Below are 19636 nucleotides of genomic sequence, written 5' to 3'. Positions count from 1 at the left end.
AGCTTCCTATCGCAATTCGATAGAAAGAGCGGCGCCGGGAAAGCCGTCCGCGCTCGCGCCGCGCACCGATGCGAGCCGGTGACGGCCCCACGAGGAGCAGACCATGACGACGACCGACACCTCCCGCCACCTCGGGGCCACGACCCGTACCGACGTACTGGTGGTCGGAGCCGGGTTGGCCGGCCTCCACACCGCCACGCTCCTCGCCCGGCAGGGCCACGATGTCCTCCTGGTCGACCGGCGGACCGATCTCACCGGCGCGATCCGCACCACGGGAATCTTCGTGCGGAAGACGCTCGACGACTTTCCGCTGCCCTCCGAGCATCTCGGCCCACCGATCCGACGAGTGGTGCTCTACCCCCCTGGCATGCGCCACCCGGTCAGCCTGACCAGCGGCCGCGACGAGTACCGGGTGGGCGACATGGCACCGCTCTACGCGGCAGCGGCCGACGCCGCGACCGACGCGGGCGTGCGGACGGCGCTGGGCACGCGCTACGTCGGTCGGCGGGGCGACGCCTTCCACCTGGTCGGCCGCTGCGGGCCGACGGTGGTACGGGCACGCTTCGTCGTCGGCGCCGACGGGGCCCGCTCGACGGTCGCCCGCGACCTCGCCCTCGACCGCAACCACCACCTGCTGGTCGGCGCCGAGGAGGTCTTCGAACTGCCCGGGAGCGACGAGCCGCCGACGTTCCACTGCGTGCTCGACCCCTCGTTCGCCCCCGGCTACCTGGCCTGGGTGGTCAACGACGGCCGGCACGCCCATGTCGGCGTCGCCGGTTACGCCGACCGCTTCCCGGACGGCCTTCGCCGGGCCCTGGAACGGTTCGGCGCCTCGGCGCCCGGGTTGACCGGCGTGGCCCGTCCCGAGGTGGTGGAGCGGCGCGGAGGTCCGATCCCCGTCGGCGGCGTGCTGCGTCGGATCGGCTGCCCCGACGGACTTCTGGTGGGGGACGCGGCGGGCGCGGTCTCCCCGCTCACCGCCGGCGGCCTGGATCCGTGCCTGCGGCTGTCGGAGCTCGCCGCCGCGGTCCTCGACGACGCGCTGCGGACCGGGCGGCCGGACGTGTCGGCCGCCTACGACGGAGCCGCTCTGCGCGCTCGTTTCCGGGGGCGGCTCATGCTGCGCAGGGGGTTGGCCCAGGTGCGGACGCCGACCATGGCAGCGGTGGCGTTCAGGCTGCTGCGCACGCCGTTCGGCCGGGCCGCGGCCGAACGGGTCCTCTTCGGCGACAGGTCCTTCCCCGGCCCCGGACACGGGTGAACGCGGGTCGTCCCCGCCCCGCCCGCGCTGCCCGCCGGACCGCGGATCCCGTCCCGCGGTCCGGCCGGCCCCGGGCGTACGCCGCTCGGTGCCCGGCCCGCGCGGAGAGCGGGCTCTGTATGATGACCAGCCCCCTGGCGAGGCGTGGTGAGCCGAGGGGCGCGGGGAGGCGGCGAAGCGGCGCGGTGCGAGAGACGAGGGTGGGGTCCGTGTCCGACCGAGGGATGCGAGGGCCGGAGCCGTGGCCGCTCGCGACGACCGGCGCCCCGACGCTCCTCACCGGCCCACCGCTTCCGGCATGACCGCCGCGGTGGCCGTCGCCGGCTCCCCGCCCCGCCGCGGTCCCGGCTTCCGCCGGAGGTCCCGCGGTGGTGACACCGCCGACCGCCGTTCCGTGCCGGCGCCGGAGACGGAACGAGGCCGGACGGCCACGAGCGAGGTGAACGATGACTCGGTACCAACAGGATCTGACCCCTCCCTGGGTGCTCCGGACGTTCGGCGGTGTGTGCGGACTCGTCGCGCTGTTGTGTCTCGCCGTCTGGACGCCCGTCGCGGTGAGCGAGGAACGCGCCTACGCGGCGGCGCCCGTGTGCCCGCCGAACGGCCCCGTCCCGGAGTGCCGGTGGGAGCGCGAGGCGACGGTCACCGGCAAGGAGACCATCGCGAGGAAGACCCACATCGACCACTACGACCTCACCCATGCCGACGGCTCGGAGCATCGGGTGAGTCTGGTCGGGGACGGCTCCGTCGAAGACCGACTGCGCGTCGGCGCGACCGTCACCACGACCACCTGGCGGGGCGAGGTGCGGGAGGTGGCCCTCGGCCCGTCCCGGGAGAGCACCGAGGCCATGCCGGAGGGCGGGTACAGGGCCCCCGTCGGCATCGCGGTCCTCGCGCTCCCGTTCGCCGTGGTGTTCTTCTGGTCGGCCCACTGGCTGAGACGTCGGGACAGACGGGGCAGGCCGGTGGCGACGCACCAGTTCGGGCCCTTCGTGCTCGCCTACCTGGCCGCGATGGTGCCGGGCACCGGCGGACTGGTGGCCGTCTTCCTCCGGCCCGACATCCGGGACGCGCTGACCCTCACGGCCTGGCTCGCCGCCGGGACACTGGTGATCGTGGTGCCCTGGGCGGGGTGGCTCGCCCATCGGTCCTTCCACCGGGGCCCCGAAGCGGAACCGGTGGCCTGAGCACGGCCGTACCGGGTGCCCGAGCGGCACGGCCGGTCCCCGGGAGGGAGGCCGGTGGCATGGGCCCGTCGGTTCAGTCCCAGCCCCAGCTGCCCTCCGGCTCGGCCTCGCTCGCCACCATGGTGACGGGGGCCGGCGTCGACGCGCTCGCCGCCGGTTGGACTCCGCTACCGGCCGAGCCGGCCAGCAGCAGCGCGACCACCGTGCACGTGAAGCCCTGGAAGTTCATCCCGTCTCCTCTGCGTGTCCGCGTCCGGGTCGGCGGCGCGTCGTGCGGTTCCGGGGAACCCGCCGCGCTCTGACACCCCGAGCCTGTCCCCCATGGGCGCCGCTGCCCAGAGGAAAGCGATGGCAGCACCCGTCCACTGCATCAACCGGCCACGCGCGGCACGCCGCCGGGGAAGGCCGAACGCCGTCGCGACATCAGATCCACTGGCGCCGAGCGGCCTTGTAGCCCGCCTCGAAGCGGCTGCGTGCGTCCAGGGCGTCCATGAGCCGGGCCACGATCCGGCGAGTGGTGCGTACCGAGGTCCCCAGTTGTCGGGAGACGCCCTCGTCGGTGTGGCCGGCGGCCAGCAGGCGCAACAGCTCCCGCTCCTGGGCGGTGGGTTCGCCCGGTTCGGGGGCCTGTTCGACGCCCAGCGGCTCGGCCTCCTCCCAGACCTTCTCGAAGAGCGCGTTCAACCCCGCCAGAACTCCCCTGGAGGTGAGCAGCAGGGCCCCCTCGTGGGTGTTGTCCGGGGCGATGGGCACCACGGCGGTGCGGCGGTCCACGATCAGCATGCGGAGCGGCAGGGAGGGCACGGTGCGGACCTCGCCGCCCATCCGCGCGAGCCAGGCCGCGTACTCCCGGGTGGGCCGGTCGGCCTGAACGCTCGTCAGGTACACGGTACGCATACGCACGCCGCGCGCCAGATGACGTTCGTCCAAGGGGCGACTGGCCTCCAGCGCCACGCTGCTCTGGGCGCCCCCCGGCATGAAGGACATGAGTTCGGATTCGGCCTGCTCACAGAGCTCCGCCAGCCGATCGCGCACCGCCTCCAGCCCCCGGAGAAGCACGGCGATACCCCGGGTCTCCTGCGCGGACTCCCATTCCGAGGTGAGCTCGGCCACCATGTGACGGTTGCGCGCGATGTGGATCCGGTATTCCTCCAGCTCGGCCTCCTGCCGAGCCATCAACGGGGCCAGTGCGATCGACGGATTGACCGGGTGAAGGACGTCCTCGGATTCCGGTGAAGAGCGGATCAGCGATGCTTCCGCCAGCTCGTCGAGCGCTCCCCGGACCGTGTTCTCGTCGATATCCAGATGCTCGGCTATTTTTTCGACGCCCCAGTCGCGGTTCAACACCATCGCGCCGTAAACCTGAATGGTCCACTTATTCACGTCCAGCGCACCCCCCACAGGTCGACGCCCCGGATCCCGATCGGCTTCCGGCCTCGAAACAGGGTCAGCATAACGGCTTCCGCGCTTCGCACGCGGAAAACGCGAAGAAAATCACCGCTTCCCGTTCCGAGGTGCCCCGCCATCGCTCGCCGGACGGTCGCGAGCCGTGGCGAGTGGGCGGGAGATAGGCAGAATGTTGCGCTCCAAGGTGTTTGCGGCCCAGTGGCGGTCCCGCACCGGACTGCCCCGGTCCGCGAGGCGGGGTCGATCCGCGAGGGCCCCGACAGGGCGCCGGACCGGCCGGCAGCTACCTGCCGCGGCAGGTAGTGGGCTCCTGACGCCGGGTGACAGTCGCCCTCCCGCGCTGTTCTACTGCTGAACGGGAGCGGGGAGTTCCCCGATGAATTCCCTTCCGACCATCCGACCGTTTCCCCTTCCCGGGCGGGAGGGCTTCCCCGTTTCGTCGATCCGAAAATATCCGGCGCCCCATCCGCCACGATATGGCCGGACACCCGTTTCGTTCCTCGGCTGACTGGACCGCTGTGCACGGAGTAAGGATCACCTTTTTTACGGCCGGTGCGGCCGGAATACCACACCGGGAAAACCCCACGGAAGTTGTTCGACAAGCCTGCGAGTCGCTCGGTGTTTCCGTGGAACACATATGGGCCGAGATCCGGGGCGACACCCTGCACACGGTCGTGTTCCTCGTATCGCCACGGCCCGTGGACGCGCTGGCCGCAGGATGTTCCGTGGCGGTCCGGATGGAAGCGGATTCCCCCGGTCTCGTCTGTACCGGTTGCGAGCTGCTGGCGCTGTGAACGGGCGTCCGCGTCACCCGTCGCCCTCCGAAAGATCCGTGATCACGAAGGGAACAGCAATGGACACCAACCGGCCCCCGGCCACCTTCGGCGAGCTGCTCAGACACCGGCGCGAGCGGCTGGGGCAGACCCAACAGTGCCTGGCCGACCACGCGACCCTGAGCGTGCGGGCCATCCGGGACATGGAAGCGGGCCGGGTGCTGCGCCCCCGGCAGGAGACCGTACGCCTCCTCGCCGACGCGCTGCGGTTGGACGGGCGCGGTCGGGAGGCGTTCGAGGCGGCGGCCCGACGGCAGCCGCTCCGGCAGGAGCCCACCCCACCCGTCCCACCGCGGGGCGTGCTGCTGGGGCGCGACGCGGAGACGGAGGTCCTGTGCGAGGCGTTCACCACCCAGGGCGGGCGCCTGGTGTCGGTGGTCGGCCTCGGTGGCGTCGGCAAGAGCAGACTGGCGCAGGAGGTCGCCTGGCGACTGCACCGGACCGAGCGGTGGTCGGTGCGCTGGGCCTCCGCGGAGGGCCGCCGGGAGGCGGGCGGGTTGGACGCCTGGGCCCACGCGCACGCGTGGGACCTCGGGGACCGGCCGACGCTCCTGGTGCTCGACGGTGCCGGCCCCGGCACGGACGGCCCGGATGTGCCCGGGGGGCTGGACGGCCTCTTCCGCCGGCACGCCCGGCTGCGGGTGCTGGTGACCTCCCGGCTTCCGCTGCGGCTGCCGGGCGAGCACATGATCCCGCTGGCCCCGCTGGACGTCCCGGCCCTCGGCGCCGAGCACGACCCCGCCGCCCTGGGCCGCTACGCGGTGGTGGCGCTGCTGGTGACCCGCATGCGCGAGCTGAGACCGACGTTCCGGCTCACCGCCGCCGAAGCCCCCGCCATCGCCGAGCTGTGCCGCTGCCTCGACGGGCTGCCCCGGGCCCTGGAGCTGGCCGCACGCTGGACCCTGGTGCAGTCCCCCGCCCAGCTCGTGACCCGGCTGGCCAACCGTCCCGGTTGTCTCGCCTCCCCGCTGCTCAGCCACGGCTCCGGGGAGAGCCTGCACGACACGCTGTACAGCGCCCTGACCGCCCTGCCGCCCCGGCGACGGACCCTGCTGGGGCTGCTGGCCACCGCCCCCGGCACGCTCGGTCTCGACGAGGTGGTGCCGCTCAGCGGGCGGCCCGTCGAGGAGTGCCTGGCCGTGCTGCACGACCTCACCACCCACGGGCTGATCCGGTCGCTGGCCACTCCCGGCGGGGTCCGATACCGGGTGCTGAACCTGCTCCGTCCACTGTTCCGGGACGAAACCCCGCGCCCGGTCCAGACCGCGACCGTGCGCCGGCACGAACCGCGCCACCCCGCCGCCGTGCCGGGCCGGCGGCCCGCCGATGCCGTACCGGCGGCGCTCCGGACCGCCCCACCGGTCCACCCCGCCCCATCCGGCACCGCCGCCGGTGCCGCGTCCGCGGTATCTGCCGGTGCGCCCGCCATACTGCCCTCTTAGTTCCGGGCAAGCTGCCGGTCCGTCGCCCCAACGCTCCATAGCTTTCCAGACGTTGGTGGGGGTCCCCCCACTCTCCGGTCTCGAACGTGGGGGCTCGCATGGACAGCGGGAGCATGGAGCGGCGGGGTGGCCTGACCGTCACCGTCACCACCGTCGCCTCCGACGCGCACACCTGGAACCTGGTGTTCCTACGTCTGCTCCTGGAGGAGTCGGGTCACCGGGTGACCGTGCTCGGGCCCTGTGTTCCCGACGACCTCCTCCTCGACGAGTGCCGCGCACGGCGGCCCGACCTGATCGTGATCAGCAGCGTCAACGGGCACGGCTGCCAGGAGGGCGTCCGCGTCATCACGGCCCTGCGAGCCTGCCCGGAGCTACGCGGGACGGCCGTGGTCATCGGCGGCAAGCTCGGCATCACCGGCGCCGGGGACGCCGCCGACCGCGCCCGCACGCTGCTGGCCCGCGGCTTCGACGGGGTCTTCGAAGGCCCCGGCGCCCTGAACGTCTTCCGGGCCTTCGTCGATGCGCTCGCCACCGCTTCCGGCTCGTGCCGGCGGCCGAGGGCGGCCTGATGAGCGCCGCCTTCGGCCGCTTCGTGGCGCGCGCACACGCGGCGGGGACCCTGGTGGTGCAGCCCCGCATGGGGATGGGCCGTCCGGCCCGGATGCGTGCCGGACTGCTCGCCACCAAGAGCGCCGCGGCCACCACCGTCGGCACCCTCACCGTGGACAGCTACACCCGCACCGGGGACCTCGCCGCCGCGCGGCGGGCGGTCGCCGAGGGCGCGGACCTCAACGGCTACCCCCTGGCCTGCCACTCCCCGGAGACGACCCGCGAGGTGCTGCGCGGCGTCGCCGGGGACGACTTCCCCGTGCAGGTGCGGCACGGCTCCGCCCGGCCCGAGCACATCTTCCGCGCCCTGCTCGCCGCCGGTCTGACCGCCACCGAGGGCGGCCCCGTCTCCTACTGCCTGCCGTACAGCCGGACCCCGCTGGCGGAGGCGGTGGCCTGCTGGGAGCGGTGCTGCCGGCTGCTCGCAGCCGTACGGGGTCACGGGCCCGAGCCCCACCTGGAGACCTTCGGCGGTTGCATGATGGGCCAACTGTGCCCGCCCGGCCTGCTGGTGGCGCTCAGCGTGCTGGAAGGCGTGTTCTTCCGACGGCACGGGGTGCGCAGCATCTCCCTCAGCTACGCGCAGCAGACCAGCCCGGCGCAGGACGCGGAGGCGGTCACCGCGCTCGGCCGCCTCGCCGCCGAACTGCTGCCCGACACCGACTGGCACATCGTCGTCTACGCCTACATGGGCGTCTATCCGCGGACCCCCGGCGGCGCCCGGCTGCTGCTCACGGACGCGGCGCGGCTCGCGGTGCGGACCGGGGCCGCGCGGCTGATCGTCAAGACCGCCGCCGAGGCGCACCGCATCCCCACCGTCGCAGAGAACGTGCGCGCCCTGGAGGAGGCCGCGGCGGCGGCCGCGGCCGCCGGCCGCGCGGAGAACGGCGCCGGTGCCGGCGCCGGGACCGACTCCGGGACCGGCGTGTACGAGGAGGCACGGGCGCTGGTCGAGGCGGTGTTGAGCCTCGACGGGGACATCGGCCGGGCGCTGGTCGACGCCTTCGCCCGCGGCTACCTGGATGTCCCCCACTGCCTGCACCCGGCCAACGCGGGGCGATCCCGCAGCTGCCTGGACGGCGCGGGGCGGTTGCGTTGGACGGACATCGGGGCCATGCCGCTGGGGCGCCACACGGCCACCGGCGGCGCCGGGGTCGACTCCGCCGGGCTGCTCGACGCCCTGAACCACGTCAGTCGGAGCTACGACCGGCGGGCCGCGGTCGCCGCGGCCCGCGCCCGGTGACCGCGAGGACCGCCCCGGGACCACCGGAGCGGACGACCGGAAACGGAAGAGAGAGGAAGCGGCGCCATGTCCGAAGCAGAAGTCACCATCCCGCCGACCGACCCCGGCGTACACCTGAACTCCGCCCGCACCCGGAGTGTGCTGCGCGTCCAGCAGCAACTGCTCGGCGCGGCCCGCGAATACCTGCGCGAGGCCGGGTTCACCGAGCTGCTGCCACCCGTCATCGGCCCGGTCACCGATCCGGGGGCCCGGGGCGCCAAACAGGTGGACATCGACTTCTACGGCCACCGCTACAAGCTGATGACCAGCGCCATCCTCTACAAGCAGGCGTCGCTGCTGGCCTTCGACAAGATCTTCTGCATCGCCCCGAACGTCCGTCTGGAGCCGTTGGAGACCGCGCACACCAGCCGTCACCTGGCGGAGTTCCACCAACTGGACGTGGAGGTGGCGGGCGCCTCCCGGGAGGAGGTCATGGAGCTGCTGGAGCGGCTGGTCGTCCACATGGTGAACCGGACCGTCACCGGCCTCCCCGGGGAGCTGGAACGACTGGGCCGCGACCCGGACGCCTTCCGGCCCCTGTCGACGGGCCCCTTCCGCCGCGTCACCCACGCGGAGGCGGTGCGCGAACTGCGTGACCTCGGGCACGGGCAGAGTCCGGACGCCGAACTGGACTGGGAGGGCGAGGCGATCCTGTCGGCCAAGTCCGACCGTCCGTTCCTCGTCACCGACTACCCCAAGGGCTCGCGCGGCTTCTACGACCGGGAGGACCCCGCCGCGCCCGGCGTGCTGCGGAACTTCGACCTGATCGCCCCGCAGGGCTACGGCGAGCTGTGCAGCGGCAGCGAGCGCACCAACGACTACGCCGAGATCGTCACCCGGATGCGGGAGACCGGGGAGAACCCCCGGAAGTACCGCTGGTATCTGGACCTGGTGCGCGAGGGCCTCCCGGGCAGCGCGGGCTTCGGCATCGGCGTGGAACGCCTGACCCGGTACGTGGCCGGGCTGGACGCCGTCTGGCAGGCCAGTGCCTACCCCAAGCTGCCCGGGGTGGTCTCGCCGTGAGCGATATCACCGCCCCCGGCTTCCCCGAGGAGGAGGTGCGGCGCCGCGCCCGGCTGGGTGCCGCCGCCGCCTTTCCGCCGCCCGGTGAGTACGGGCAGGTGCTCTACGGGGGCGGCCGGGTACCCGCCGGATCCGGCGCCCCGGACGCCCTGGACGCCCTGCGGCTGGTCCCGCCGGTCTTCATGCCCGGCCGGCTGGCCCGTCTCGTCGAACTGGGCCACGAGCCCACCTACCGCGACGTCGACCTCGAGGTCACGGTGGGGGGTTTCCACTCGGCGCTGCCGCTCTACCTCTCCGCGCTCGGCTCCACCCGGGCCGCCGGCGACCGGGGCCTCGGCCTCGCGCTGAGCCGTCAGGCGGGGGTCATGGGGGTTCCCCTGGTCATCGGGGAGAACGTCACCTCCGTGCACGGCTACGGCCGGGGCGGCGACGCCCCCGGGGACTCCTCGGTGCTGGCCCGCCTCGTCGCCTACGCCGAGACGGCCCCCGAGGGGCGCGGCGGCGTCGTGGTGCAGCAGAGCACCGAGGACGCCGATGCCGAGGTGTGGAACCTCGCCTACAGCGACCCGGCGGCGCAGCCGCTGCTGGACTCGGGCCGCCTGGCCTTCGAGCTGAAGGCCGGCCAGGGCGCCAAGCCCGGACTGGGCGGGATGACCGTGCTGCCGGAGGCCGCGGCGGAGCGGATGCGGGAGCACTTCGTGGTGGATCCCCTCTTCGAGGGGCGGCGGGTGCTGCGCTCCGGCAGCCCCGGCACGCTCACCGAGGAGATCCTGCGGCAGCAGATCCGGCTGATGCGCAACAACTACCCACGGGCCCGGGTCTGGGTGAAGCTGCCGCCGGGCCGGGACGTGGCGGACGCCGCGCGGCTCGCGGTGGCGGCCGGGGCGGACGCGGTGACCGTGGACGGCGCCGAGGGCGGCACCGGTTGGGCGCCCGAGGTCTTCCTCGGACAGGTGGGGCTGCCCCTGGCCGAGTGCCTGCGCCGCCTGGGCGGGCCGCTGCCCGGACTGCTGGTCTCCGGTGGCATGTGGGAGGGCGGCCGGGCCGTGAAGTGCCTGGCGCTCGGGGCCACTGCCGTCGGGCTGGGGCGGGCCGCGCTGCTCGCCGTCGCCGAGGACCCCCGACAGGGCCTGGCCCGCCTGGTGGAGTGCCTGGCCCTGGAGATGCGCCTGCTGATCAGCGCGCTCGGGAAGTACCGGCCGGACGTCCTCGGTCCCGAGGACCTCTGGTCCCCCTCCGTTCCCCCGTCGAACCGACTCGACTCATCGAGGTGAACCATGTCCTCCTGCGGTTACCCCTTCGCCTCGGCGGTCCCCTGCCCCTCCCCGGACCGCCCGGCCGTGCGCCGGGCCGGCCGTGAGGTCGGCTACCGGGAGCTGGACGAACTGGCCGACGCGCTCGCCGCGCGGATCGCCCCCGGCCAGGTGGTCGCGGTCTCCAGCCGCGACCGGCTGGACTACGTGGTCGGACTGCTCGCCGTGCTCCGCGCGGGCGGCGTCTACCTGCCGCTCGACCCCGACGCCCCCGCCGACCGCACCGAGCTGCTGCTGGCGGATTCCGGGGCCGCCCTGTTGGTGGCCGACGGCGTCCCCGCCGCCCGCGGTCGGCAGGCCGTCGACGTCCCCGCCGCCCGCGGCTGTCTGTTCTACACCTCGGGGACCACCGGACGGCCCAAGGGCGTGCTGGTTCCGACGTCCGCGCTCGCCGCGCACGTCACGGCCGTGACGGAACGGTTCGGACTGTGCCCCCAGGACGTGGTCCTGCAGTACGCGCGGCCCACCGTGGACGTCTTCCTCGAACAGGTCACCGCCGCCCTGGCGGCCGGGGCCTGCCTGGTCCTGCCGGAGCGACAGCTGATGGCGCCCGGGGAGCTGCTGGACCTCCTCGCCACCGAGCGGGTGACGGTCGCCAACCTCTCCGCCGGGCACTTCCGGGAGCTGACCGCCGCGCTGTCCGCCCGAGCCTGGCGGCCCGGTCCGCTGCGTCTGATGGTCTCCGGCAGCGACCGCCTCCACCCCGGCACCGCCGCCGACTGGCACCGGCACACCGGAGTGCCGCTCCTCAACGCCTACGGCCCCACCGAAACCGTCGTCACCGCCACCGTGCACCCGGTCGCCCCGGACGACGCGGCGGGCTCCGACGGAGCCGTGCCGATCGGGAACGTGGTCGGGGACCGCGCGGCGCGCGTCCTCGACGAGCGGCTGCGCCCCTGCCCGCCCGGCACCCCCGGTGAGCTGTACCTCGGCGGAGACGTCCTGGCCGCCGGGTACTGGGGCGACCCGGCCCGCACCGCGGAGCGCTTCCTGCCCGATCCGCACGCGGACACCCCCGGCGCCCGCCTGTACCGCACCGGCGACCTCGTCCGGCAGCGGGCGGACGGCGCCCTGGAGTTCCTCGGCCGCACCGACGACCAGCTGAAGATCCGGGGCTTCCGGGTGGAGCCGGGCGAGGTCGAGGCCGCGTTGGCGTCCTGTCCCGGGGTGACCGCCTGCGCCGTCACCGGGCACGAGGGCAGACTCGCCGCCTACGTCACCGGGGCGCCGGAGACCGTGCCCGACCACGCCCGGGTCCGCGAGCACCTCGCCGCCCGGCTGCCCGAGCACCTGCTCCCGGCCACGTCGACCGTGCTGGACTCCTTCCCGCTCACCGACCGCGGCAAGATCGACAGGCGGGCGCTGCCCGCTCCCGGGGGCGAGGCGGCGCCGCGCGGCACCACGCCCCCCACGACGCCCGCGGAGCAGGTGATCGCCGCGGTCTGGTCCGAGGCGCTCGGCGTCTCCGGGGTCGGGCGGGAGGACAACTTCTTCCACCTCGGCGGGGACTCGCTGACCGCCGTGCGCGTCGTCGGCCGGGTCTTCGACGTCTTCGGGCCGGTCTCGCCCTACACCATCTTCGAGGCTCCCGAGCTGGCCGCCTTCGCCGCCGCGGTCGGCGGCACCGACGGCGGCGACCGCGCTCCCCTCACCGCGGCCGGACACGACCGGGCACCGCTGTCCAAACTCCAGCGCGGCCTGTGGTTCCTGGAGCAGTGGAATCCCGGCACCACCACCTACTCCGTGCCCTGGGTGTTCCGCTTCGACCGTCCGATGGACCCGGCGCTGCTGCACGCCGCCCTGGAGTCCGTCGCCGCCCGGCACGAGAGCCTGCGGACCGTCTTCCGTCTCGACGAGGACGGCCCCCGACAGTACGTGCGGTCCGAGGCCGTGGTGCCGTTCGAGGTCGCCGAGGCGCCCGCCGAACGCGTTCCCCGGCTGATCGAGGAGGCCGTGGCCCGGCCCCTCGACCTGGCGGACGGTCCTCCGCTGCGCGCCCACTTCTTTCCCGAGGGGCCCGCGGGGGAGAGCGTGCTGCTGCTGATCTTCCACCACATCGTGTGGGACGAGGGCTCGCTACCGGTGCTGGAACGCGAACTGGCCGAGAGCTACGCGGCGCTGCGCGAGGGCCGCCGGCCCCGGGCGGCCGGGCCGCCCGTCCAGTACGCGGACTTCAGCGCCTGGCAGTACGCCGACCCCGAGCACACCGAGGCGCAGCTGTCCTACTGGGCCGAGCAACTCGCCGGAGCCCCGGAGGGCCCGGCGCTGCCCCCCGACCGGACGCGGCCGGCGACCCAGGCCTTCCGCGGCGCCTGCCACACCTTCGCGATGCCCGATTCGCTGGCCCGCGCGGTGCGGGAGCTGGCCCGCGACGAGGACGCCACCCCGTACATGGTGCTGCTCGCCGGGTTGGCGTCGGCCCTGCGCCGCCGCTCCGGCGAGACCGACCTGGTGATCGGCAGCCCGGTCAGCACTCGCAACCGCGCCGAACTCAACGACCTGATCGGCTACTTCGTCAACCTGCTGCCGCTGCGGCTGCGTCCGGCCCCGGAGCTGTCCTTCCGTGAGCTGGTCCGCCATGTTCGGGAGGTCTGCCTGGGCGCCTATCGGCATCAGGACGCCTCCTTCGACGAGATCGTCGACCGGGTGCTCACCGACCCGCCGCAGGACCGCAATCCGCTGTGCCAGGTGCTGCTGGAGCAGCATCCGCTGGGCGAGCGCCCGCTGACCATCGGGGACGCCACCGTCACCCGGGCGCTGTACCCGCACCCCGTGGCCCGCTTCGACCTGTCGGTCTCCGTGGACGATCGGGGCAGTGGTTTCACCGGCCGCTTCGAGTACGACCGGGATCTGTTCGACGCGGCCACCATGGCCGAGCTGTGCGACGACTGGCTGACCGTGTTGGCCGCCGGCACCGGGCTGCCGGTCCACCGTCTCTTCGAGATCCAGGCCGACCGCACCCCGGAGGCGACCGCCCTGCTCTTCGACGGCGGACGCCTCGATTACGCCGGACTGAACACCGGGGCGAACCGCCTGGCGCACGTCCTCGCCGCGCGGGGCGTGGGGCGCGGTTCCCTGGTGGCGCTGCTGACCGAACGCGGGCCCGAGCTCGTCACCGGGCTGCTCGCGGTCCTCAAGACCGGCGCCGCCTACACCCTGCTGGACCCCGACTTCCCGGCGGCGCGGCTGGCCGACACGATCACGGACTGCGGTGCCGACCTGGTGTTGACCCACGGCCGCGTCGAACCGCCGCCGCTGCCCGAAGGGGGGCCGCCGCGCCTGGCGCTGGAGGAGCTGGCCGCCGAGGTGGCCGCCGCGCCCGGCGACGACCCCGGGCTGCCGGCCGGCGCCGAGGACCTGGCCTGCGTGATGTTCACCTCCGGTTCCACCGGCCGCCCCAAGGGCGTGGCCGTGCCGCACCGGGCGCTGACCGCCACCTATCCGGGGCAGGAGTACGCCCGCTTCGGCCCCGAGGAGGTGTGGCTGCAGTGCTCGCCCGTCTCCTGGGACGCCTTCGCGCTGGAGCTGTACGGGGCGCTGCTCTTCGGCGGGGTCTGTGTGCTCCAGCCCGGTCGGCGCGCCGATCCGCAGCTCATCGCCGAGTTGACCCGGCGCCACGGTGTCACCCAGCTCCAGCTGTCCGCCGGCCTGTTCAACTTCCTGGTGGAGGAGTACCCGGAGGCCTTCGACGGACCGCACACGGTGTTCACCGCCGGGGAACGCGCCTCGGGCCCCCATGTCGCCAAGGTACTGGCGGCCCACCCCCGACTGCGCGTCGGCAACGGTTACGGCCCGGTGGAATCCCTGGGCTTCACCACCTGCCATCCGGTGACGCCCGCCGACACCGCCACCGCGTCCGTTCCGATCGGCCGCCCCCTGGCCGGAAAGGACATCCTGGTCCTGGACGACGGGCTGCGGCCGGTGGCGCCCGGCGAGACCGGCGAACTGTACGCGGCGGGCGGCGGCCTGGCGCACGGTTATCTGGGCCGCCCCGCGCTGACCGCCGAGCGCTTCGTGGCCCGACCCGGCGGGCGCCCCGGTGAACGTCTGTACCGCACCGGGGACCTGGGGCGCGTCACCGCGGACGGCACGCTGGAGATCATCGGCCGGGCCGACGACCAGGTGAAGGTCAACGGCTTCCGCGTGGAGCCCGGTGAGATCGAGGACGCCCTCACCCGCCATCCGCGCGTACGGGAGGGCGCCGTCGCCGTCCGCACGGCGGACTCCGGCGAGCACCGGATCGCCGCCTACATCACCACTGGCCCGGACGGCGCCGACCCCGAAGAGGTGCTGCGCTGGCTGTCCGAGCGGCTGCCCGCCCATCTGCTTCCGGCCACCTGCGACCTGCTGGACGCGCTTCCGCTCAACCCCAACGGCAAGACCGACCGCACCGCCCTCCCCGCCCCCCGCACCCCCGCGCAACAGCCGCCGGAAGACGGACCGGGGGACGGGCTGACCGGCGACGAACGGCTGGTGGCCGAGGCCATGCGGACGGTGCTGGGCCACCGACGGATCCGCCCGGAGGACAACTTCTTCCGGATCGGCGGCAACTCGCTCGCCGCCGTCCGGGTCGCCATGCACCTGTCCCGCGCGACCGGCGCCCGGATCCGGCCCCAACTGGTGTTCCAGGCCAGGACCGTGCGCGCCATCGCCCGGCAGCTCCCCGCCGCGGACACCCGGCGGACCCACGACGCCAGGAAGGCGGACGCGTCATGACCCCTCCCGTGCCCCCCGCGTCACCGCAGGCACCCGAGGCAGCCGGAGCGCCCGGAGCGCTCCGGGCGGGCCGAACGGCTCCGGCCTCCCGGCTCCAGCGCGGCCTGTGGTTCCTCGACCGTTGGGACCCCGGCTCCGCCACCTACACCACGCCCACCGTCTACGAGTTCCGCGGTCCGCTCGACCTGTCGCTCCTGGAGCGCGCCCTCGCCGCCGTCGTCGACCGCCACGAGGCGCTGCGCACCACCTTCGACCTCCACGGGGACGTCCCCCGTCAACTGGTCCACCCCGCGCTGTCCGTGCCGCTGTCCGTCACCGACCTGCGGACGCTCCCCGCCGCCGAGCGGGACCGACGCGCCGAGCGGGTGCTCTCCGAGGCCGCCACCGAGCCGTTCGACCTGGCCACCGGCCCCCTGCTGCGCGCCACCGCGGTGCGCCGCGGCGAGCGGGAGACCACGGTGCAGTTCGTCGTCCACCACATCGTGTGGGACGGCTGGTCCGCGGAGATCTTCGAACGCGAGCTGACCGAGGGCTACGCGGCGCGGGTCGCCGGCCGTGCCCCCCGTCACCCGAGGCTCACCGTCCAGTACGCCGACCACGCCGCCGAGGAGGAGCACACCTGCCTGGAGGACCAGCTGGACCACTGGAGGCGCCGGCTGCGCGGCGCGCCGACCGTGCTGGAGCTGCCCGGCCGTCGCCCGCGCGCCGCGGAGCCCGGCCGACACGGCGCCACCGAGCACTTCGACACGGCCCCCGGCACCGCCGCACGAGTGCGCGAGCTCGCCGAACGCGAGGGCGTCACCCCCCACGTGGTGAACCTGGCCGTCTTCGCGCTGTTGCTCCACCGCTACACCGGCGCCCGGGACCTGGTCGTCGGCACCCCGGTGACCACCCGGGGCCACCCCGAGCTGGAGCATCTGATCGGCTACTTCGTCAACCTGCTGCCGCTGCGGTTGCGCCTGGAGCCAGAGATGACGTTCCGTCGGCTGCTGGTGGAGACCCAGGACGCGCTCCTCGACGGTTACGGTCACCTGGACGCCCCCCTGGACCTGATCGTCGACCGGCTCGACCTGGAACGCTCCCCCGGGCGCTCCCCACTGGTGCAGGTCGTCTTCGGCTCCCACACCGAGGACCCGGCGCCACTGCGTTTCGGCCCCGACCTCACCGCCACCCGCCAGGTGCGGTCCAACGGCACCAGCAAGTTCGACCTCACCTGGTCGGTCTTCGACTCCGGGGAACTGCGCGGCGAGGCGGAGTACCGCACCGGCCTCCTCGACGCCGCCACCGTCCGCCGGATGATCGGGGACTGGACCGGGCTGCTGGACGCCGCCCTGGCCGACAGCGGCCGCGCCCTGCCGCGGCTGACCGTCGCCGCCGCGTCCGCGGAACGGCCCCGGGGCCCGGCGGCCGAGGCCGCCCGGGCTCCCGGCCGTTGTCTGCACACCCTGTTCGAGGAGGCCGTCGACGCCCACGGCGCACGGCCGGCGGTCACCGACGACGCCGGTACCCTCGACTACGCCGAGCTGGACCGGCGGGCCAACCGGCTGGCGCACGTCCTGATCGCCGCCGGGGTGCGCCCCGGGGACCGCGTGGGGCTGCGGCTGGACCGCACCGCCTGGATCCCGGCGGCGGTGCTGGCCGTGCTGAAGGCGGGGGCGGCGTACGTGCCGGTGGACCCGGCCGCACCCGCCGACCGCTCCGCCCTGGTCTTCGCCGAGACCGGCGTCACCGTCGCCGTCACCGACCTGCCCGGCCTGCCGGAGGGGCCGTGGCTGTCCTACCGGCTGGACGAGCGGGCCGCCGAACTCGCCGCCGCCGACCCCGGGCGGCCGGGGACGATCACCGATCCCCGCAGCACCGCCTATGTCATCTTCACCTCGGGCTCCACCGGCCGTCCCAAGGGCGTGGCCGTCGCCCACGAACACGTCAGCCGTCTGATGGCGCAGGGCGACGCGCACTTCGGTTTCGGCCCCGACGAGGTCTGGACCCTCTTCCACAGCCACGCCTTCGACTGGACGGTCTGGGAGCTGTGGGGCGCGCTGCACCACGGCGCGCGGCTGGTCGTCGTCCCCTACCTCACCAGCCGTTCGCCGGAGGAGTTCGCGGAGCTGCTGGAGCGCGAGCGGGTCTCCTTCCTCTGCCTGACGCCTTCCGCGCTGCGCCAACTGGAGCCCGCCGTGCGGCGCCGCTCCCACGCGCTGCCCGCCCTGCGTCGGATCATGCTGGGCGGCGAGGCGCTGGATCCGGCCACCGTGCGCCGCTGGTTCACGCTCGACCCGCTGCCGCCCGCCCGGCTGTGCAATCTGTACGGCATCACGGAGACCACCGTCCATGTCACCACCCACGACCTGGCCGCGGACGGCGCGGGCTTCGACCGCAGCCTGATCGGCACCCCGCTGCCGCACCTGGACGCCCGGGTCCTCGATCCCTGGCTACGGCCCTGCCCGCCGGGCGTCACCGGTGAGCTGTACATCGGTGGCGGCAGCCTCGCCCACGGCTACTGGGGGCGGCCCGGCCTGACCGCCGGGCGCTTTGTCGCCGACCCCGGGGCGGCGGCGCCGGGCGCCCGCCTGTACCGCACCGGCGACCTCGCCCGGCGGCTGCCCGACGGTGGCCTGGAGTACCTGGGGCGGGGCGACCGCCAGATCAAGTTGAGCGGCTTCCGCATCGAGCCGGGCGAGATCGAGGAGGCGCTCAGCGCCCATCCGGACGTCTTCGACTGCGTGGTGACCGTCCACCAGGGCCGGTTGGCGGCCTACGTCACGGGCCGGGCCCCCGAGAATCTGCGGGAGTTCCTCGGCCGCACCCTGCCCGCCCACATGATCCCGGCCGGCTGCACCGTCCTGGACTCGCTGCCGCTGACGCCCAACGGCAAGCTCGACCACCGTGCCCTGCCCGCCCCCCGCTTCGGCTCCACCGGCCCGGCGGCGCCCGGCTCCGGCACGCGCACCGCCCCCCGCGGGCCGGTGGAGCAGACCTTCGCCCGCGCGTGGTCGGAGGTGCTCGGCGTCGGCGACATCGGCGTACACGACGACTTCTTCCGCCTCGGCGGGGACTCCATCCGCGCCGTCCAGCTCGCCGGAAGGCTCCAGGAGCACGGCTGGTCCGTCTCGCTGCGGGACGTCTTCACCGCCCCCACCATCGCCGAGCTGGTCCCACTCGCCTCCCCCGCCGCGCCGGACGCGGAGGCGTCGGCCGGAGAGCCGATGCCCTTCGCCCTGGCTCCGGACGGCGTCCGAAAGGAGGTGCCGCCCGGCGTCGAGGACGCCTACCCGATGGTGTCCATGCAGCTCAGCATGGTCTACCACATGGAGATCGCCGGGGGCACCGACAGCTACCACAACGTCAACAGCTACCGGCTCTCCGCCGCTCTGGACGAGGACGCCTTCCGCCGCTCGGTCGCCGAGGCGATGCGCCGCCACCCGGTGTTGCGGACCAGTCTGGACCTGTCCGGCCATGTCGAGCCGATGCAGTTGGTCCACGCCGAGCTGCCGCCCCCGGTGGAGTTCGCGGACCTGCGCGGGCTCGCCCCGCGGGCGCGGGACGCGGCCGTTCGCGCCGTCTTCGAGCACCACCGTGACACCCCGTTCGACCTGGAGCGGGCCCCGCTGTTCCGAATCACCGTGCAGCGACTGGCCGAGGACGCCTGTCAACTCACGATCTGCGAGCACCACGCCATCCTCGACGGCTGGAGCTTCACCTCGCTCCTCGCCGAGTTGCTGGAGCGGCACGGCGAGCTGGTCGCGGACCCGGCGGCGCCGCCCGCCGCGCCGCCCGCCTCCCGCTTCCGGGACTTCGTGGCCGCCGAACGGGCCGCCGCCGAGGACCCGGCCTCCCTGGCCTACTGGCGGGAGCGGTTGGCCGGCGCACACGGCCGGCTCTGGCCGGGCAGTGAGGACGTCCACGAGCTGCCGCGCACTCTGGAACGGGTGCTGCCGGAGGCGCCCGGCCAGCTCCGGGCCGCCGCCCGCGCCGCGGGCGTGCCGGTCAAGTCGGTGGCGCTCGCCGCGCATCTGCGGGCCCTGGCCCACCTCACCGGCCGCCGACACCCGGTGACCGGGCTGGCGATGAACGGGCGGTTGGAGCGGGAGGGCGGCGCCGATGCCTACGGACTGTTCCTCAACACCGTGCCGCTTCGCGCGGAGCTGCCCCCGCCCGGCACCGACGGGCTGGAGCCGGCCCGCACCCTGCACCGGGAGGAACTGGACATGATGCCGCACCGCCGGGTGCCGTTCGCCCGGCTCGCCCGACTGATGGCGGACGGCGGGCTGGACAGCCAGTTCGGCTATCTGCGCTTCCACGCCCTGGGACGGCTCGGCTCCGCCCGCATCGTGGACGGCCGCATCGGTTGTGAGCCGACGCTGCGCCACGAGCCGAACAGCTTCGCCTTCGGCGCCTCGCTGATCCAGGACCCCGTCTCCGGCCGCGCCCTGCTGGCCGTGGACCACCAGCGGTCCGTGGTCCCGGACGCGGCGGCGGAGTCCTTTCTCGACGCCTACGCGGAGGCACTCCACGAGATGGCCACCGCCGCCCGCACCACCGCCCCCGCACACCCCTGAACCC

At 74.3% G+C, this 19636-nt stretch carries 12 protein-coding genes; 10 read left to right on the top strand and 2 right to left on the bottom strand.

The annotated features are described in order from the left end of the window. Positions 1-103: 103 nt before the first annotated feature. Both F0L17_RS25585 and F0L17_RS25580 read left to right on the top strand, forming a co-directional pair. On the top strand, positions 104-1261 hold the full coding sequence (locus F0L17_RS25585) for an NAD(P)/FAD-dependent oxidoreductase (RefSeq protein ID WP_155072891.1): 1158 nt from the start codon (positions 104-106) through the stop codon (positions 1259-1261). Between the two features lie 446 nt (positions 1262-1707). Then, entirely contained in the window at positions 1708-2448 is a 741-nt protein-coding gene (locus F0L17_RS25580; protein WP_155072890.1) for a hypothetical protein, read from the top strand. Between the two features lie 73 nt (positions 2449-2521). On the opposite strand, the gene F0L17_RS25575 is transcribed toward F0L17_RS25580, so the two are convergent. Both F0L17_RS25575 and F0L17_RS25570 read right to left on the bottom strand, forming a co-directional pair. Then, positions 2522-2677, bottom strand: coding sequence for a hypothetical protein (locus F0L17_RS25575; protein ID WP_155072889.1), 156 nt, complete (start codon positions 2675-2677; stop codon positions 2522-2524). Positions 2678-2871: 194 nt separating this feature from the next. Continuing rightward, on the bottom strand, positions 2872-3798 hold the full coding sequence (locus F0L17_RS25570) for a LuxR C-terminal-related transcriptional regulator (protein WP_155072888.1): 927 nt from the start codon (positions 3796-3798) through the stop codon (positions 2872-2874). A gap of 683 nt (positions 3799-4481) precedes the next feature. On the opposite strand from F0L17_RS25570, the gene F0L17_RS25565 reads away from it, so the two are divergent. The 8 genes from F0L17_RS25565 to F0L17_RS25530 all read left to right on the top strand — a co-directional run bounded on the left by F0L17_RS25565 (position 4482) and on the right by F0L17_RS25530 (position 19632). Further along, the gene (locus tag F0L17_RS25565) at positions 4482-4649 is read left to right on the top strand and encodes a hypothetical protein (protein ID WP_155072887.1); all 168 of its coding nucleotides are present in this window, start codon (positions 4482-4484) and stop codon (positions 4647-4649) included. Between the two features lie 59 nt (positions 4650-4708). After that, positions 4709-6130 carry a helix-turn-helix domain-containing protein gene (locus tag F0L17_RS25560; protein WP_155072886.1) on the top strand — a complete coding sequence of 474 codons (1422 nt, stop codon included), beginning with the start codon at positions 4709-4711 and terminating at the stop codon, positions 6128-6130. A gap of 98 nt (positions 6131-6228) precedes the next feature. Continuing rightward, a complete protein-coding gene (locus F0L17_RS25555) occupies positions 6229-6699 on the top strand; it encodes a cobalamin B12-binding domain-containing protein (protein WP_155072885.1) in 471 nt (156 codons plus the stop codon). Next, positions 6699-7982: a methylaspartate mutase gene (locus tag F0L17_RS27200; protein ID WP_155072884.1), complete on the top strand. Its 1284-nt coding sequence runs from the start codon at positions 6699-6701 to the stop codon at positions 7980-7982. The genes F0L17_RS25555 and F0L17_RS27200 overlap by 1 nt, the downstream gene beginning before the upstream one ends. A 66-nt stretch (positions 7983-8048) precedes the next feature. Beyond that, positions 8049-9044 (top strand): asparagine synthetase A, encoded by a 996-nt coding sequence (locus F0L17_RS27195; RefSeq protein ID WP_155072883.1) that lies wholly within the window; start codon positions 8049-8051, stop codon positions 9042-9044. Continuing rightward, on the top strand, positions 9041-10318 hold the full coding sequence (locus F0L17_RS25540; RefSeq protein ID WP_162466689.1) for a glutamate synthase-related protein: 1278 nt from the start codon (positions 9041-9043) through the stop codon (positions 10316-10318). The genes F0L17_RS27195 and F0L17_RS25540 overlap by 4 nt, the downstream gene beginning before the upstream one ends. 3 nt (positions 10319-10321) lie before the next feature. Beyond that, positions 10322-15073, top strand: a complete 4752-nt coding sequence (locus F0L17_RS25535) for a non-ribosomal peptide synthetase (protein ID WP_155072882.1) — start codon at positions 10322-10324, stop codon at positions 15071-15073. Then, complete coding sequence (locus tag F0L17_RS25530; RefSeq protein WP_155072881.1) at positions 15070-19632, top strand: non-ribosomal peptide synthetase; 4563 nt, start codon at positions 15070-15072, stop codon at positions 19630-19632. Before F0L17_RS25535 ends, F0L17_RS25530 begins: the two co-directional genes overlap by 4 nt. Positions 19633-19636 lie beyond the last annotated feature (4 nt).

It is taken from the genome of Streptomyces taklimakanensis (assembly GCF_009709575.1).
Classification (GTDB): domain Bacteria; phylum Actinomycetota; class Actinomycetes; order Streptomycetales; family Streptomycetaceae; genus Streptomyces; species Streptomyces taklimakanensis.
The sequence above is the reverse complement of the archived record's forward strand: the minus strand, read 5'-3'. Positions and strand labels throughout refer to the sequence as shown.

Coding starts and splice junctions, on each gene's coding strand:
- F0L17_RS25585 (WP_155072891.1), top strand. CDS start 104: ATGACGACGACCGACACCTCCCGCCACCTCGGGGCCACGACCCGTACC.
- F0L17_RS25580 (WP_155072890.1), top strand. CDS start 1,708: ATGACTCGGTACCAACAGGATCTGACCCCTCCCTGGGTGCTCCGGACG.
- F0L17_RS25575 (WP_155072889.1), bottom strand. CDS start 2,677: ATGAACTTCCAGGGCTTCACGTGCACGGTGGTCGCGCTGCTGCTGGCC.
- F0L17_RS25570 (WP_155072888.1), bottom strand. CDS start 3,798: ATGGTGTTGAACCGCGACTGGGGCGTCGAAAAAATAGCCGAGCATCTG.
- F0L17_RS25560 (WP_155072886.1), top strand. CDS start 4,709: ATGGACACCAACCGGCCCCCGGCCACCTTCGGCGAGCTGCTCAGACAC.
- F0L17_RS25555 (WP_155072885.1), top strand. CDS start 6,229: ATGGACAGCGGGAGCATGGAGCGGCGGGGTGGCCTGACCGTCACCGTC.
- F0L17_RS27200 (WP_155072884.1), top strand. CDS start 6,699: ATGAGCGCCGCCTTCGGCCGCTTCGTGGCGCGCGCACACGCGGCGGGG.
- F0L17_RS27195 (WP_155072883.1), top strand. CDS start 8,049: ATGTCCGAAGCAGAAGTCACCATCCCGCCGACCGACCCCGGCGTACAC.
- F0L17_RS25535 (WP_155072882.1), top strand. CDS start 10,322: ATGTCCTCCTGCGGTTACCCCTTCGCCTCGGCGGTCCCCTGCCCCTCC.
- F0L17_RS25530 (WP_155072881.1), top strand. CDS start 15,070: ATGACCCCTCCCGTGCCCCCCGCGTCACCGCAGGCACCCGAGGCAGCC.